The organism is Peptoniphilus mikwangii (assembly GCF_000468535.1).
In the GTDB taxonomy this organism is placed as follows: Bacteria; Bacillota; Clostridia; order Tissierellales; family Peptoniphilaceae; genus Anaerosphaera; species Anaerosphaera mikwangii.
This window is the reverse complement of the sequence record NZ_AUQY01000005.1, coordinates 33,224-48,357: the sequence shown is the minus strand read 5'-3', so window position 1 is coordinate 48,357 and position 15,134 is coordinate 33,224. Positions and strand designations below refer to the sequence as shown.

General features: G+C 31.9%; 12 protein-coding genes and 2 pseudogenes. All 14 read left to right on the top strand.

Features of this window, described 5'->3' with window-relative positions; all coding sequences use genetic code 11:
* The first annotated feature begins 5 nt into the window (after window positions 1-5).
* The 14 genes and pseudogenes from M915_RS05215 to M915_RS05150 all read left to right on the top strand — a co-directional run bounded on the left by M915_RS05215 (window position 6) and on the right by M915_RS05150 (window position 15,129).
* The gene (locus M915_RS05215; RefSeq protein ID WP_009221415.1) at window positions 6-290 is read left to right on the top strand and encodes a cyclic-di-AMP receptor; all 285 of its coding nucleotides are present in this window, start codon (window positions 6-8) and stop codon (window positions 288-290) included.
* On the top strand, window positions 290-1,234 hold the full coding sequence (locus M915_RS05210; protein WP_036730170.1) for a DNA polymerase III subunit: 945 nt from the start codon (window positions 290-292) through the stop codon (window positions 1,232-1,234). The genes M915_RS05215 and M915_RS05210 overlap by 1 nt, the downstream gene beginning before the upstream one ends.
* Window positions 1,234-2,127, top strand: a pseudogene (locus tag M915_RS05205) (PSP1 domain-containing protein). Before M915_RS05210 ends, M915_RS05205 begins: the two are co-directional and overlap by 1 nt.
* A 37-nt stretch (window positions 2,128-2,164) precedes the next feature.
* The gene (locus M915_RS05200) at window positions 2,165-4,270 is read left to right on the top strand and encodes an alpha/beta hydrolase (protein WP_036730168.1); all 2,106 of its coding nucleotides are present in this window, start codon (window positions 2,165-2,167) and stop codon (window positions 4,268-4,270) included.
* Between the two features lie 65 nt (window positions 4,271-4,335).
* A complete protein-coding gene (locus M915_RS05195; protein WP_235043767.1) occupies window positions 4,336-4,605 on the top strand; it encodes a hypothetical protein in 270 nt (89 codons plus the stop codon).
* A gap of 232 nt (window positions 4,606-4,837) precedes the next feature.
* Window positions 4,838-6,214, top strand: coding sequence for a bifunctional UDP-N-acetylglucosamine diphosphorylase/glucosamine-1-phosphate N-acetyltransferase GlmU (gene glmU, locus M915_RS05190; protein WP_036730166.1), 1,377 nt, complete (start codon window positions 4,838-4,840; stop codon window positions 6,212-6,214).
* A gap of 17 nt (window positions 6,215-6,231) precedes the next feature.
* On the top strand, window positions 6,232-7,188 hold the full coding sequence (locus M915_RS05185; RefSeq protein WP_036730164.1) for a ribose-phosphate diphosphokinase: 957 nt from the start codon (window positions 6,232-6,234) through the stop codon (window positions 7,186-7,188).
* A gap of 4 nt (window positions 7,189-7,192) precedes the next feature.
* On the top strand, window positions 7,193-7,765 hold the full coding sequence (gene pth, locus M915_RS05180) for an aminoacyl-tRNA hydrolase (RefSeq protein WP_036730692.1): 573 nt from the start codon (window positions 7,193-7,195) through the stop codon (window positions 7,763-7,765).
* 51 nt (window positions 7,766-7,816) lie between these two features.
* A complete protein-coding gene (gene mfd, locus M915_RS05175) occupies window positions 7,817-11,302 on the top strand; it encodes a transcription-repair coupling factor (RefSeq protein WP_036730162.1) in 3,486 nt (1,161 codons plus the stop codon).
* 46 nt (window positions 11,303-11,348) lie between these two features.
* A complete protein-coding gene (locus M915_RS05170; protein WP_162799490.1) occupies window positions 11,349-12,455 on the top strand; it encodes a peptidylprolyl isomerase in 1,107 nt (368 codons plus the stop codon).
* A gap of 138 nt (window positions 12,456-12,593) precedes the next feature.
* Window positions 12,594-13,392 (top strand): annotated as a pseudogene (locus tag M915_RS05165) (DUF4368 domain-containing protein); the annotation flags it as partial.
* A gap of 56 nt (window positions 13,393-13,448) precedes the next feature.
* The gene (locus M915_RS05160) at window positions 13,449-13,877 is read left to right on the top strand and encodes a VOC family protein (protein ID WP_009221404.1); all 429 of its coding nucleotides are present in this window, start codon (window positions 13,449-13,451) and stop codon (window positions 13,875-13,877) included.
* 21 nt (window positions 13,878-13,898) lie between these two features.
* A complete protein-coding gene (locus M915_RS05155) occupies window positions 13,899-14,219 on the top strand; it encodes a TfoX/Sxy family protein (RefSeq protein WP_009221403.1) in 321 nt (106 codons plus the stop codon).
* A 217-nt stretch (window positions 14,220-14,436) separates the two neighbouring features.
* The gene (locus M915_RS05150; protein ID WP_036730160.1) at window positions 14,437-15,129 is read left to right on the top strand and encodes a flavodoxin family protein; all 693 of its coding nucleotides are present in this window, start codon (window positions 14,437-14,439) and stop codon (window positions 15,127-15,129) included.
* Window positions 15,130-15,134 lie beyond the last annotated feature (5 nt).

Genomic DNA, 15,134 nt, shown 5'->3' with positions numbered 1-15,134 from the left:
ATACTATGAAAATGATTATTGCGATAGTTCAAGATAAATTTATAAATGATTTAATGGATAGATTTTTAGATGACGGAATTTATGTAACAAAAGTTTCTTCAACTGGAGGTTTTTTTAAAAGTGGAAATACTACTTTATTACTTGGAGCAGAAGAATCTGAAATTCCTCATATAGACAGTATATTTAGAGAAGTTACAAAAACCGAAGAACTTCATAATGAGTATGGAGATTTCAAAATAAGCGGAGCTACGATTTTTATAGTTAATGTAGAAGAAAGCTTGAGAATATAATGCTGATAGATTTTGTTGGAAATTCAAAGGTATTGCAGGAACTTGAGCAGAATATTATAAATAGAGATATTTCACATGCATATCTATTTCTCGGTAGTGAGGGTGTAGGTAAATACACTGCAGCCAAAGCTTTTGCAAAAAAAATATTATGTGGAGAGGACACGATAAGCTGTAAAAAAATATTCGATTTCAGTCATCCTGATTTGAGAATTATTAGAAGCGAGGATACTATAAATAAAGAGGATATTGAAAGGCTTATTTCAGATGCGGCAAAAATGCCGTATGAATCAGAAAACAAAGTATTTATAGTTGATGGATTTGATGAGTTTACAATAGGGGCACAAAATGCTCTATTAAAGACACTGGAAGAACCTCAATACTATTTAAAGATAATACTCATAGCAAAAAACATTAATAAGATATTACCAACTATAATATCGAGAACAAGGATTATTAAATTTAAAGATGTTTCAAATGAAGAGATAGAAAAATTTTTAATAAATAAAGAGGGGATAGACGAAAAAAATGCTCGTCTTTTCTCAAGAATATCCGTTGGCTCTGTAAAGAGGGCAATCAGGTATTCAAATGATCCAAAATTTTTGGCACTTAGAGATAAGAGTATAGAAACACTGGATAGAATTATAAATTTAAAAGCATTTCCATTTAGAGAATATAGTTTTTTCAAAGAAAATGAAAAAGAGATTAAAGAGATATTTAATATTTTTATAATCTTTTTAAGAGATATAGCACTTTTAAAACAAGGTATTGATGCCGGATATGTCATAAATATTGATAAACTTATATTTTTGAATAAACAGACAATATCATCTTCCGATGCAATCAGCATGGTTGATGAAATTATAAATACGTCAAGACTTTTAAGCAGCAATACGAATTTTGAATTGACTATTGAAAAGATGCTTATAAAAATAGGAGGAATTTGATGATAGATGTTGTAGGGGTCAGGTTTAAAAAAACCGGAAAAATTTATTACTTTGATCCCAATTCAACCGGAGCCGAAATATCAGACTATGTAATAGTTGAAACTATTAGAGGTTTGGAATATGGCAAAGTAGTTGTATCTAAACAAATTGATGAGAGTGAGATATTTTCTGAACTTAAACCTGTAATTAGAATTGCAACTATTGAAGATGAAAGTAAGAATATTGACAATAGAAATAAAGCCAAAGAGGCACTTATAATCTGTGAGCAGCAATGTCAAAAACATAATCTCGATATGCACCTTACAGGATGTGAATACACATTTGACAATTCAAAGTTGTTATTTTATTTTACAGCCGATGGAAGAATTGATTTCAGAGATTTGGTTAAGGACTTAGCTTCTGTATTTAGAACGAGAATAGAACTTAGACAAATTGGAGTAAGAGATGAAGCAAAAACTGTTGGAGGACTTGGATGTTGCGGAAGAGCATGTTGTTGTTCCGCATTTTTATCAGAATTTACACCGGTGTCTATAAAAATGGCAAAAGATTAAAATCTTTCGTTAAATCCTACGAAAATATCGGGAGTATGCGGAAGACTTATGTGCTGTCTTAAATATGAACAAGACGGATATGAGTGTATTTTAAGGAAAATTCCAAGAGTGGGAGAAATTGTTGAAACTGATAGAGGAAAAGGCACAGTTGTTTCGTCCTATACTATTCAGGAATTAGTGAAGGTAATATTTACTGATGGAGACAGCTCTGAATATGCTCTTTACGGAATGGATGATGTTAAAAGAACAAGAAAATTCAATAAAGATTTTGAGACTTATTCGTCAAATCTATATGAAGAAGAGGCTAAACCTGAAGAATTAAAAGAACTTGAAAGGGAGTGATGGTGAAAGGTGGGATATCTCACTTTTCACTTTTTTTATGAAAATAGATAATATAGTAATAAAAATTTATTCTAAGTTTAAGAATCTTTTACTGAATAAATTTGGTAATACCGAAAAAGCAAATATATTTATAAAATTTATGATAGCGGGAATTTTAAGTTCACAGTTTTATTATTATATAGCAGATCACGGTTTTTCTAATATACTGACATTTTGTTTACTGACTGTAGGATTTTATATAGTTATATCCGTTTTGGTTCCTATTATAAAAATTGCAGTTACTATATTTAAGAGAATGGGAACGAAAAACATAATACTATTTAGCTTATTATATGCAGTTTTATATTTTGTTATAGATGAATTAAGTTATGATGCATTTTTAGATGATTGGCATATATATATGTTTCCGTTAATAATTGCGGCAGTAATTTTTATTTTATTTAAATCATTTATAGCAGTGGTTTTAAATAAAAAAAAGCTTCCAATTTTACTGCTTGTACCGTCAATTGTACTTATAGGATTTTCGGTATTTACATTGTTGTTTTTTAATAAATCTTCGACTGATTCGGCTATGAAAATAGCAGAAACGGGGACAAAAAAACTTGATGGGAATATAAATTATTCCGCAGCATCATATGAATATGGTCAGGACCTTAAAGATACAGTATCACTTATGAAATATGTAAATTATAGCGGAACAACTAAAAAGATAAGGGACAAATATTTTGGTAGAAGTCTTGGAGCAGTTCCTATTAAGGGAAAGGTTTGGTATCCGGAAAATAAGGAAAATTCTCCGGTGCTTTTTATAACTCATGGGAATCATAGATTTACAGAGCAAAATTATTTAGGTTATGATTATCTCGGAAAGTATCTTGCAAGAAGAGGTATTATAGTAGTATCAGTTGATATGAATATGCTAAACGGATTTTTAAAATATGGAGTTGGCAAAGAAAATGATGCAAGAGCAATATTATTGCTTGAAAATATTAAATATATATTAAAGGAAAATAAAGATTCAAAATCAGAGCATTATAATTTGATTGATGAAAGTCAAGTTGCAATAGCAGGACATTCGCGTGGTGGAGAAGCGGTTGTGGCGGCACAAAATTTTAATGTTCTTGAGTATAATCCGGATAACGGAGATAAACTTGACTATAATTTTAATATAAAGGCTGTTGCGTCAATAGCACCGACTGAAGGACAGTACAATCCGTCAAATAAGGATCTTGCAATGAAAGATGTAAATTTTTTTACAATTCATGGAAGTCACGACAAAGATGTGGAAGGCTTTGACGGTATGGTGTTATACAATAATGTAAAATTTTCAGAAGGTTCAAATAATTTTAAATCTGCGGTATATGTAGGATATGCAAATCATGGGCAATTTAATGAAAAATGGGGAAGCGCCGATGCAGATCCTCCATATAGTTTATTTGTAAATACGCCTGCATTGATTTCGGAAGAAAGCCAGCAGGAAATAATCTGTGAATATATGTATTCATTTTTAGCAAATAGTTTTGGTTTTATAAACGATAGAGGTCTATTTAAGAATCCGTATAAATATGCGATGCCTAAAACATTTTACTATTCAAGGTATTCAGACGATACTTTTGAAAGCATATGTGATTTTGAAGAAGATTATGACCTTACAACTTTTAAATACGGAACTTCAAAATTTAACGGTTTCAACTCACTGTATGAATCTGATAAGAAAATAGGAAACAGCAGTTCCGATACATGTTTAAATTTGAGGTATAGCGGTTCAGGGGACTATGAACTCTTATTTGACAAAGCACCAAAAGTTAAAAAGTATCTTCAAGTTGATATTGCAAACGAAGAAAAACTTGAACTTTATAATAAGGTGAATTTTAAAATTAGATTAACGGATAAATACGGTAATGAGTCTGAAGTAAATATTTCAGACTATATCACGTTATATCCTAAGGTGAAGGTTGAAAAGTCAAAGCTTCAGTTTATTTCAAATGAATACGATTATAACGGATCTTATCAGACATTAAGAATTCCAATTTCTGATTTTAAGACGAAATCCAAAATAAATTTAAATGAGATTAGATATTTGAATTTTATATTTAAAGGAGAAAGCGGAAAAATAAGCATAGATAATATCGGCTTTTCTGATTAAAAAGTTTATCATAGTTTAAAGTGATGTTCTTAGGGTATGAATAAATCAGATAGGAGAAGATGGTTATGAGAACATTACTTATAAATCAATTTGACTTTCAAACAGACGATACGGAGCATAAAGTATTTTTTATGATAGGAAATATGGATACTGTTAGAGAATTATTGCTTGATAATTTTAACAGTTTGGAGTCAAAATATTACGGAAAGGGAATGCTGAAATATAATGGGCTTAGGCTATATATAACGATAAAAGAAATTCCTGAAGTTATAAAGATGTTAGTCGGCTTAGGTGTGAATATATATGGCATATATGAGTTGTATGAGCCAAAGTAGGGGTTAAGGCATAAATAGATAAGTATATGTAAATAAATGTGGTGTAAATTTTAATAATAAATAAAAAACAAGATTTTTGTATTTTGAAATCTTGTTTTTTTATTTTTAATTGTAAAATTAATTTAAAAATAATATTGTTTGAAAAGTAATAACTTTAATATTTGTATTGAGATAAATTTGTATGATGGTTATAATATAAAGTAAGAAGATAAGAAGAGGTGTGGTTAAATTAATGAAAGTTTCTGTTATCCTTGCAGCAGGTGAGGGGACAAGAATGAAGTCTAAATTGCCCAAGGTACTACACAAAATTTTGGGGGTTCCAATGCTTGGATATGTAATAAACAGTGCAAAAGAATCAAATGTAGAAAAAATAAGTGTAATAGTTGGGCATGGGAAAGAGAAAATAAGAGAGTGTTTTGATGAAAGAGATATAGTATTTAGAACTCAGCCGGTGGGAGATGAATTTCCGTATGGAACGGGATATGCAGTGATGCAGGCTCTTGATGATTTTGATGATGAAGATACTGTATTGATTTTAAACGGAGATACTCCTTTAATAAAGTCTGAAACCTTGGATGGATTGTTACAATATCATGAGCAAGGTAATTTTTCGTGTACAATTTTAACGGCAGAACTTGAAAATCCGTTTGGATATGGACGAATTGTAAGAGATGATGCTGCTAAAATTTATAAAATTGTAGAGCAAAAAGATGCGAGTGAAAAAGAAAAACTGATTCGTGAAATAAATTCGGGAATATTTGCATTTAATGGTGGAGATTTAAAAGAGGCAATAAAAACTTTAGACACAAATAATTCTCAAGGAGAGTTATATCTTACAGATGTAGTATCTGCAATATTTAATTCTCACAAGAGAATAGGCGGATATAAGTTAAAAGATAATTGTGAAATACTTGGAGTAAATTCAAGAGACGGACTTGCCGTATGTACAGATATAATGAAGAAGAGAATAAATAAACAGTATATGCTTGATGGTGTTACAATGATAGATTCAAATTCAGTAATAATAGAACCTACTGTCAATATCGGAAGAGATACTGTAATTTATCCGGGAGCTGTACTTCAAGGAAATACCACTATAGGAGAAAATTGTACCATATATGGAAATACAAGAATAGTTGATTCGGTAATATCTGACAATGTAGTTATAGATAATGCTTTAATAGAAAGTTCGAGTGTAGGAGAGAATACTACAGTTGGACCGTTTGCACATTTAAGACCTAATGCAAATATTGGTTCAAATGCAAGAATCGGAAATTTTGTAGAGGTTAAAAATTCAAAATTCGGCAATGGCTCAAAGGCAGGACATCTTGCATATATAGGAGATGCGGATGTGGGTGAAAAGGTAAATATAGGCTGTGGAGTAGTATTTGTAAACTATGACGGAAAGAATAAACATAGAACTATAGTAGGAGACAATGGATTTATAGGTTCAAATGCAAATTTAGTCGCACCTGTAATTGTTGAAGATTATGGATATGTTGCAGCAGGTTCGACTATAACAAAAAAAGTATGTGAAGGTCAGCTTGCAGTTGAACGTGCAAAGCAGACTAACATAGATGGTTGGGTAGATAAAAAAGGATTAAAGTAAAAATCAGGAGGAACAAAATGAATTCATGCGGTGGAGAGATTATAGTATTTACAGGTAATTCTAATCATAGTCTTGTAGATAGAATATGTGATGAATTAGGTATTAAAAAAGGTAAGTGTGAAGTAAAAACTTTTTCTGATGGGGAAATTGCTATCGATATAGCTGAAACAGTAAGAGGTAAGGATGTGTATGTAATACAGTCAACTTCCAATCCTGTAAATAATAACCTGATGGAAATATTAATTTTAATCGATGCACTTAAGAGAGCATCAGCGGGTAGAATTAATGCGGTTATTCCATATTATGGATATGCAAGACAAGACAGAAAGACAAAAGCAAGAGAACCTATTACATCAAAACTTGTTGCCGATTTGGTTACTGTTGCAGGTGCTGACAGAGTAGTTGCAATGGATCTTCACGCAGGTCAAATTCAAGGATACTTTAATATTCCGGTTGACCATTTAACAGCAATTCCATATCTTGCAAGATACTTTAAAGATATTGTAAAGAAAGAAGATTTTGTTGTAGTATCTCCTGATCTTGGTGGAGTTACAAGAACAAGAAAATTTGCAAATGAATTAAATTTGCCGATAGCAATTATTGAGAAGAGAAGACCGAAACCGAATGTATCTGAGGTAATGAATATAATAGGAGATATAAAAGGAAAGAATTGTATCTTAGTTGATGATATTGTGGATACTGCAGGAACTATATGTCAAGCTGCGGAAGCATTAAAAAAGAAGGGAGCTAAGAAAGTATATGGTTGTGCCACTCATGGCGTACTTTCAGGCCCGGCTATTGAAAGATTAAGCGGCAGCGTGATGGAAAAGTTCATAATAACAGATACTATTGAGCTTAAAGAAGAACAAAAAGTGGAAAAACTTGAAGTGGTAAGTGTTGCTCCTTTATTTGCAAGTGCAATTAAAAGAATTAACTCAAACACTTCAATAAGTGAAATGTTTGATAACAGGTGATAAATTGTATATAGTAGCAGGTCTTGGAAATCCCGGTAGACAATATGAAAACACAAGACATAATATGGGATTTTTAGCAATAGATGAGCTTGCAAGGAAGCTGAATGTCAATGTAAACAGAATTAAGTTTAAGGGACTTGTAGGAGAGACAAATATAGCAGGCGAAAAAGTATATTTAGTAAAACCGCAGACATACATGAATAACAGCGGTCAGTGTATTTACGAAATATGTAATTTTTACAAGGTAAATCCTAAAAATTTAATAGTAATTGTAGATGATATAGACATAGAATTTTCAAGCTTGAAGATAAAGAAAAAAGGTTCTGCAGGGACACATAACGGACTTAAGTCAATAATATATATGCTCCAAAGTGATGAATTTCCGAGAATTAAAATCGGAGTTGGGAAACAAGGTCAAAATGAGGATTTAGCAGATTTTGTTTTGAGCGGTTTTTCCAAATCAGAACAAGCGGAGATGAATAACACAATAGAAAATGCTGCACAAAGTGTTATTGAAATTATTGAAAATGGCATTGAATCTGCCATGAATAAATATAATAAAAAGATGTCAAAATAAAAAATCGGGGAGAATATCTTCCCGATTTTAAAATTAAAGCGAGGTGATAGAGTGAACTTTTTGATAGACAGTGTAAAGAATATGAGCGGATTTAAGGATATACTGTCATCTATAAAAAACGATATAACTCCAATCGGAGTTTATGGAATAACGGATGGACAAATAGGACATATGGCATTTTCAATACTGAGTGAAATAAAAAAGCCGATTCTTATAATAGCTCCTGATAATTTAAAAGCAAGAAAAATATACGAAGATTTATTAAATCTTGGAATAAAAGACTGTGATTTATATCCTAAAAGAGAAATATTTTTATATGATAGAGATTCAAAGAGCCTTGATAACATAAAAATTAGAATAAGGGCAATGCAAAATCTTACCATGAATAGAAATAGAGTCTTAGTAGCAACAACAGAAGCGCTTAGAGATAAAATTGCAGATAGAGAAGTATTTAAGAAATATATTCTAAAGATAACACGTTCAGATGAGCTTGATATAAAACTGCTTGAAAAAAATTTAATCACCATGGGATATGAAAGACGTTCACAAGTTGAAGGAGTAGGACAATTTGCAATAAGAGGCGCAATAATAGATATATATACTCCGATCAGTCCATATAGAATAGAACTGTTTGATGTTGAAGTTGATTCAATACGTTCTTTTGATATAGCAACTCAAAGATCAATAGAAAATTTGACTGATGTAGAAATTGGACCTGTAAGTGATTTTTTACTACTTGATGAATATAGACAAACTATATTAAAAAATCTCAATGCAGAATTAAAAAAATCAAAACTTTCCGGAAATTATAGGGAAAGACTTAATGAAAAATTTTCTAAATATATAAATAGTTTGACGGAAAATTTGACAATAGCAAACATGGATTTGATAATGCCATTTGTTGAAGAAGAAAAATTAAATTCAATAATTGATTACTATAATGAACAACCGATAATTTTAATCGATGAACCGAACAGGTGTATAGATAGAGCAAGAGTACTTGAAGTAGAGCAAAAAGATAATTTGAGTGAACAGATTAACTTTGGAGAAGCGCTGAAGGCTCATGAAAAAGTTCAATTTGATTTGAATAAGATAATTTTAAAAATTAAGGAATTAAGCATAATAACATTAAATACACTAACAGTTGAATCAAAGGAATTCAGTCCAAGAGTAATTGTAAATTTTAGAATGAAGTCCATAACAAATTACAGAGGTAAAATGAAACTGTTTGTAGACGATTTAAAAGATTATACTTATAGAGGATATAAAGTTGTAATATTGGCAAGAAATGACAATAAGGCAAAAAGACTTTGCAATACTTTAATTGACTTCGGACTTACTGTAAGATACGAAGAACATTTTGATGCACAGATAAAAAGTTCGGAAATAGTAGTAACAACAGGTACGCTTCATGACGGGTTTGAAATATCGGATATAAAATTTGTAATTATAAACTACTCTGAAATTTATGGATTAAAAGAAGTAAAAAGAAAGCCTAAGAAAAAAAATAAAGTTATAAATTTTAAAGATTTAAATATTGGAGATTATGTAGTACATGAGGCGCATGGAATAGGAAAATACATTGGAACAAAAAGACTTGAGGTTCAAAATGTAAAGAAAGACTATATAGTAATTGAATATAAGGGTGAAGATAAGTTATTTTTACCGATTGAAAGTCTAAACCTGATTTATAAATATGTCGGTTCGGAAGGTAAAGCACCTAAGGTAAATAAATTAAACAGTTTGGAATGGAGTAAGACAAAATCTAAAGCAAAGAAAAGCGTTGAGGATATGGCGGAAGATTTAATAAAGCTATATGCAAAGCGACAAGAAGTAAAGGGATTTGCCTTTAGTGAGGATACTCAGTGGCAAAGAGAATTTGAAGATGCTTTTGAATATGAAGAAACACAAGGACAACTTGAATCTTCCGAAGAGATAAAAAATGATATGCAAAGTGACAAGCCTATGGACAGACTTTTATGTGCGGATGTAGGGTATGGAAAGACGGAAGTCGCGATAAGAGCTGCTTTTAAAGCTATAATGGACGGCAAGCAGGTGGCATTTTTAGTTCCGACTACAATTCTTGCACAACAACATTACAACACAATGATAGAAAGATTTAAAGACTTCCCTGTAAAAATTGCATTGCTTTGTAGATTTAGAAGTAAGATGCAACAGAAGAAAGATCTGGAAGATTTAAAAAAAGGGTTTGTAGATATAATAATAGGGACACATAGAATACTCTCAAAGGATGTTGTATTTAAAGATTTAGGACTTCTTGTGATAGATGAAGAACAGCGTTTTGGAGTAAGGCATAAAGAAAAGCTTAAGATATTAAAAGAAAATGTTGACACTCTTACACTAACAGCAACGCCTATTCCGCGAACGCTACAGATGTCTATGGTGGGAATAAGGGATATGTCAGTTATAGAGGAACCGCCGGAAGAGAGATTTCCGGTTCAAACCTATGTGCTTGAATACAATGACATGATGATCAGAGAGGCAATTTTAAAAGAAATCGAAAGAGGAGGACAGGTTTATTTTGTATATAATAAGGTTGCCAATATAGAAAATAAATTAATTGAACTTAGAAATCTTGTACCGGAGGCGAAATTCAATATTGCACATGGTCAAATGAGCGAGCAGTTGCTTGAAGATACAATGATTTCCTTTATAAATCACGAATTTGACGTGTTGTTGTGTTCGACTATAATTGAAACCGGAATGGATATTCAAAATGCAAATACTATAATAGTTTCAGATGCAAATAGATTGGGTCTTTCACAGCTTTATCAGTTAAGAGGAAGGATAGGACGCTCAAATAAGATAGCATATGCATATTTCACATATGGCAGAGATATTTCACTCTCGGAAATTGCACAAAAAAGACTTAAATCAATAAAAGAATTTACAGAATTCGGTTCAGGCTATAAAATAGCACTTAGAGATTTGGAGATAAGAGGTTCGGGAAGTATACTCGGTTCAAGACAGCACGGACATATAGATTCAATAGGATATGACCTTTATATAAAGTATCTTAGAGATACTCTTTCAAAGATGAAAGGGGAAGAAGTAAAAGAAGAAGATGATACAACAATAGATGTAAAGGTTGATTCATACATTCCTGCAAGTTATATAGAAGATGAAAATAACAGAATAGAAATTTATAAAAAAATTGCTACTATTGAATCGGATGATGATTATTCAGATTTAGTGGATGAGCTAATAGACAGATTTTCCGATATACCATATCAGGTTTCAAATTTAATGGATATTTCACTTATAAGATATATGGCAAGAGAAGTCGGAGTAAAATCCATAACACAAAAGAAGGATGAATATGAATTTAAACTCTCATATCTTCCAAATTTAGAACTTATAAACGAATTGTCGGACAGTTTTAAAAAGATTAGCTTTAATCTCGGATCAGAGCCGGGCTTTACAGTGAACAACTTGAAATATCCGCTTGATGAGCTAAAAAGGGCCATAGAAATTATAAAATTACACAAAAAACTCACACCAAATACAGAAAATTAGTGTATAATAGAAAAAGATTATTAAAAATTAAGAAAGGATGAATATTTTGATATTGAAATTTTTAAAAAACAAACAACTAAATAAAAAAATAGTTGCAGTATCTTTAGGAGCATTAATGTTTGTTACAGCATGCGGTAAAAAAGGACCTGAAGGAGTAGTGGCAACAGTAAATGGAACAGATTTAACTGAAAAAGATTATGTAATGCAATATGCTGCACAAAGAAATCAATATGTTCTTACAGCAGGTTCAGAAGACGTATTATCACAACCGTCAGCAGATAATCCTAAAAAGACAGTTGACCAAGCTATAAAAGAAAACACTTTAAAAAATATGATTCAAATGGAATTAGTTAAGCAAGATGCAGCTAAATCCAACATAGCAGTTGATCAATCAAAGGTAGATGAAGAAATTAAAGCTATAATCACTCAAATGGGCGGAGAAGAAATTTATAAACAAAAGCTTGAAGCTTTAGGTTCAACTCCTGAATTTTACAAATCATATTTAACAGAACTTCAACTTATGAAGAGTTACTATGAAACAAAAATAAAAGAATTTGAACCGACAGATGAAGAAATTCAAAAATACTACGATAAGAATAAAGATAATTTCTTTAAGGCAAAAGCATCTCATATTTTAGTTGAGACAGTGGAAGAAGCAAATAAGTTGAAAAAAGAACTTAATAAGGGAGCGGATTTTGCTGAGATGGCAAAAGAAAATTCTAAAGATCCGGGTTCAGCGGCAAATGGAGGCTCACTTGGAGAATTTAAGAATGGAGATATGGTAGCTGAATTTAATGATGTAGTTAAAATTTTAAAAGTAGGAGAAATTTCAGATCCGGTTAAGAGCAAATTCGGATATCATATCGTAAAAGTTGACGAAAAATCAGCGAGAACATTAGATGAAGTAAAAGAAGAATTAAAACAACAACTTACTCAAGCTAAGTTTACAGATTATATTGAAAAAATGCAAAAAGATGCAAAAATATCTGAATATTTAGATGCGACTAAGGAAATACAAATTCCTGAGGAATATCAATTAAAGAATGTTCCGGGAAAAGATGCGGAACAAAAAACAGAAGGCAATGCAGCTAAAGAAGGAAATAAGAAAGACGAAGCTGCAGATGCTGAAAAGAAAAATGAAAGTAAGAACTAAAAATTAAAGTAAAAGGTGAGCTGTAGCTCACCTTTTTGTGTAGCAACGGTTCCAAAAGGATTAACCTCATAGGGACAGAGAAAATAAAAGAAACTTGGAAAGGAGGTAATTCTCATGTCAAATACGAAAAGAACAGGACAAGCCATCATTGATGAAGAAACATGGAATAACGCCCAAAGGCTAAGAAAAACAGTAAGAAGAAGTCCAAAGTACGGAACAACCTCACACCCCTTTACAGGACTTTTAATTTGTTCCGATTGAGGAGGAAAGCTAAGTTATCGAGAGCCGGCAGAACATAAAGAAAAGAAATACGATAGTGATTACTCTTTTGTATGTCAATATTACAGACACAGAAAAGGCACTTGCAGTATGCACTATATCAAAGTAAAAAACAGTCAATGAAATTCTCCTAAAATCCATCAAAGAAATAACAGACTTTGCCAAAGAAGATAAACAAGAATTTCTAAACATGATGAACAAGTTATCCGACGAAAAAAGAGAAGAAAAGTATCAAGGAGATAAAGAAAAGTTAGAAAAACTGTCATCAAGAAATGAAGAACTAACAACCCTTATTACAAAGCTATATGAAGACCATGCACTTGGGAAAATTCCCGTAAAACACTTTGATAGATTATTCAATACCTATGATACGGAGCAACAAGATTTAGAAAAACAAATACAGTATTTTGAACAGGAAATTGAAAGCTATCATCAGAGAAAAGTTGATACCGACAAATTCCTAAAAATGATAAAGAAATATACCGATATTGGGGAACTGACAGTACCAATGATGAATGAGTATATAGAAAAAGTTGTAGTCCGTGAAGCAAAAGGAGGAAGACAAGGCAAAGACCGAAAACAACAGGTTGATGTATATTTTAATTTTATAGGCAACTGTCAAGTGCCGCAAAAAGCCGATATAGAAAAAATGGCTTAAAAATGGTATAATAATACCAATTATTAAGAGAAAAATGACGAATTAAAGAGGTAGAAATGAACAAAATTACTTGTATTTGTTTAGGTGTTAAAGATATGGAAAGGTCAATCAAATTTTATAGAGATGGCTTAGGCTATAAGACTGATTGCAAAGAAAATAATCCATCGGTATGCTTTTTTGATACTCCGGGAACAAAGTTCGAACTATTTCCTTTGAAACAATTAGCGAAAGATATTGATGAAAATAATCCACCAAAAGGAAATGGATTTTCCGGAATTACATTAGCGTACAATGTTGAACATAAAGAAGATGTTGATAGTGTAATTGAATTAGTACGAAGTGCTGGCGGAAGAATTGTAAAAGAACCACAAAACACCTTTTGGGGTGGATATCACGCATATTTTTCTGATTTAGATGGATATTATTGGGAAGTTGCATGGGGTCCAAATTTTAAGTTTGACGAAAATGGACTATTGAAATTTTAGTAATTAAGGGAGATTGAAAAAATGGCTTCAAGTAAAGAATATTTAGATTTCATTTTAGAACAACTATCCGAGTTGGAAGAAATAACATATAGATCAATGATGGGCGAATATATTGTTTATTATCGCGGAAAAATTGTTGGTGGAATTTATGATGATAGGTTTTTAGTGAAGCCTGTTAAATCTGCAATAGCATATATGCCAAATGCAAAGTATGAGTTACCATATGATGGAGCAAAGGAAATGCTATTGGTAGATGATGTTGACAACAAAGAATTTTTAACCGGATTATTCAATTCAATGTATGATGAGTTACCTGCACCAAAACCAAAGAAAAAGAAATAATAAACTCCCAGTTTGTCGAAGTAAAACAATTAAATATTAGAAATACGAGAAGAGGTAGAAAAAGCAGAAAAAAGCAAGACTTGTATAGAGCAGTTACATGCACAAGAAAAGCGACTATCACAGGTAAAGAGAAACGAGTTAGACCTATAAAACCAAGCGAAAAAATGGTATAATATTGTAAATGTTGAGTAAAACAAATTAGAAGTTGAGGTGGAAAATGAAAATTACAATAATTCATGGTCAAAACCATAAGGGTTCGACATTCCATATAGCTCACTTGCTTGCTACTAAATTGGATGGTGAATTAACTGAGATTTTCCTTCCGAAAGATTTCAACGAATTTTGTTGTGGATGTACAAGTTGCTTTATAAATGGAGAGGATAAATGTCCCCATTTTAAAAAGCTCTTCCCTATAACAGAGGCAATTGACAATGCTGATGTGATAATACTTGCAAGTCCGGTTTATGTTTTCCACGCAACAGGTGCCATGAAGAGCTTCTTAGACCATTATGGTTACCGCTGGATGTCTCATAGACCAAAGGACTCAATGTTTAGAAAGCAGGGAGTCTGTATTTCTACCGCTGCCGCTGCAGGGGTTAAGTCAACTAATAAGGAAATGGCGGATAGTCTCCTCTTCTGGGGCGTTGGAAAGATATACCAGTTTGGAACAGGCGTTGCAGCTACAAGTTGGGAACAGGTAAGCGATAAGAAACGGAGATACATTGAAAAGAATATTTCCTTGATAGCAAGGAAAATACTAAACAAACGAGATAAGGTTCGCCCCGGAATAAAGGTCAGAATACTATTCTCTGTGATGAGACTTTTCCAGAAAAAAGGACTTAATCCAATTGATACTAAGTACTGGAAAGAGCAGGGGTGGCTGGACGGAAAGAAACCATGGGAAAACTGAATTCA

What these genes read in the sequence shown, in the direction of transcription:
- M915_RS05210 (WP_036730170.1), top strand. Translation starts at nt 290, where the DNA reads ATGCTGATAGATTTTGTTGGAAATTCAAAGGTATTGCAGGAACTTGAG.
- M915_RS05160 (WP_009221404.1), top strand. Translation starts at nt 13,449, where the DNA reads ATGAACAAAATTACTTGTATTTGTTTAGGTGTTAAAGATATGGAAAGG.
- M915_RS05200 (WP_036730168.1), top strand. Translation starts at nt 2,165, where the DNA reads ATGAAAATAGATAATATAGTAATAAAAATTTATTCTAAGTTTAAGAAT.
- M915_RS05185 (WP_036730164.1), top strand. Translation starts at nt 6,232, where the DNA reads ATGAATTCATGCGGTGGAGAGATTATAGTATTTACAGGTAATTCTAAT.
- M915_RS05150 (WP_036730160.1), top strand. Translation starts at nt 14,437, where the DNA reads ATGAAAATTACAATAATTCATGGTCAAAACCATAAGGGTTCGACATTC.
- M915_RS05195 (WP_235043767.1), top strand. Translation starts at nt 4,336, where the DNA reads ATGAGAACATTACTTATAAATCAATTTGACTTTCAAACAGACGATACG.
- M915_RS05155 (WP_009221403.1), top strand. Translation starts at nt 13,899, where the DNA reads ATGGCTTCAAGTAAAGAATATTTAGATTTCATTTTAGAACAACTATCC.
- glmU (WP_036730166.1), top strand. Translation starts at nt 4,838, where the DNA reads ATGAAAGTTTCTGTTATCCTTGCAGCAGGTGAGGGGACAAGAATGAAG.
- M915_RS05215 (WP_009221415.1), top strand. Translation starts at nt 6, where the DNA reads ATGAAAATGATTATTGCGATAGTTCAAGATAAATTTATAAATGATTTA.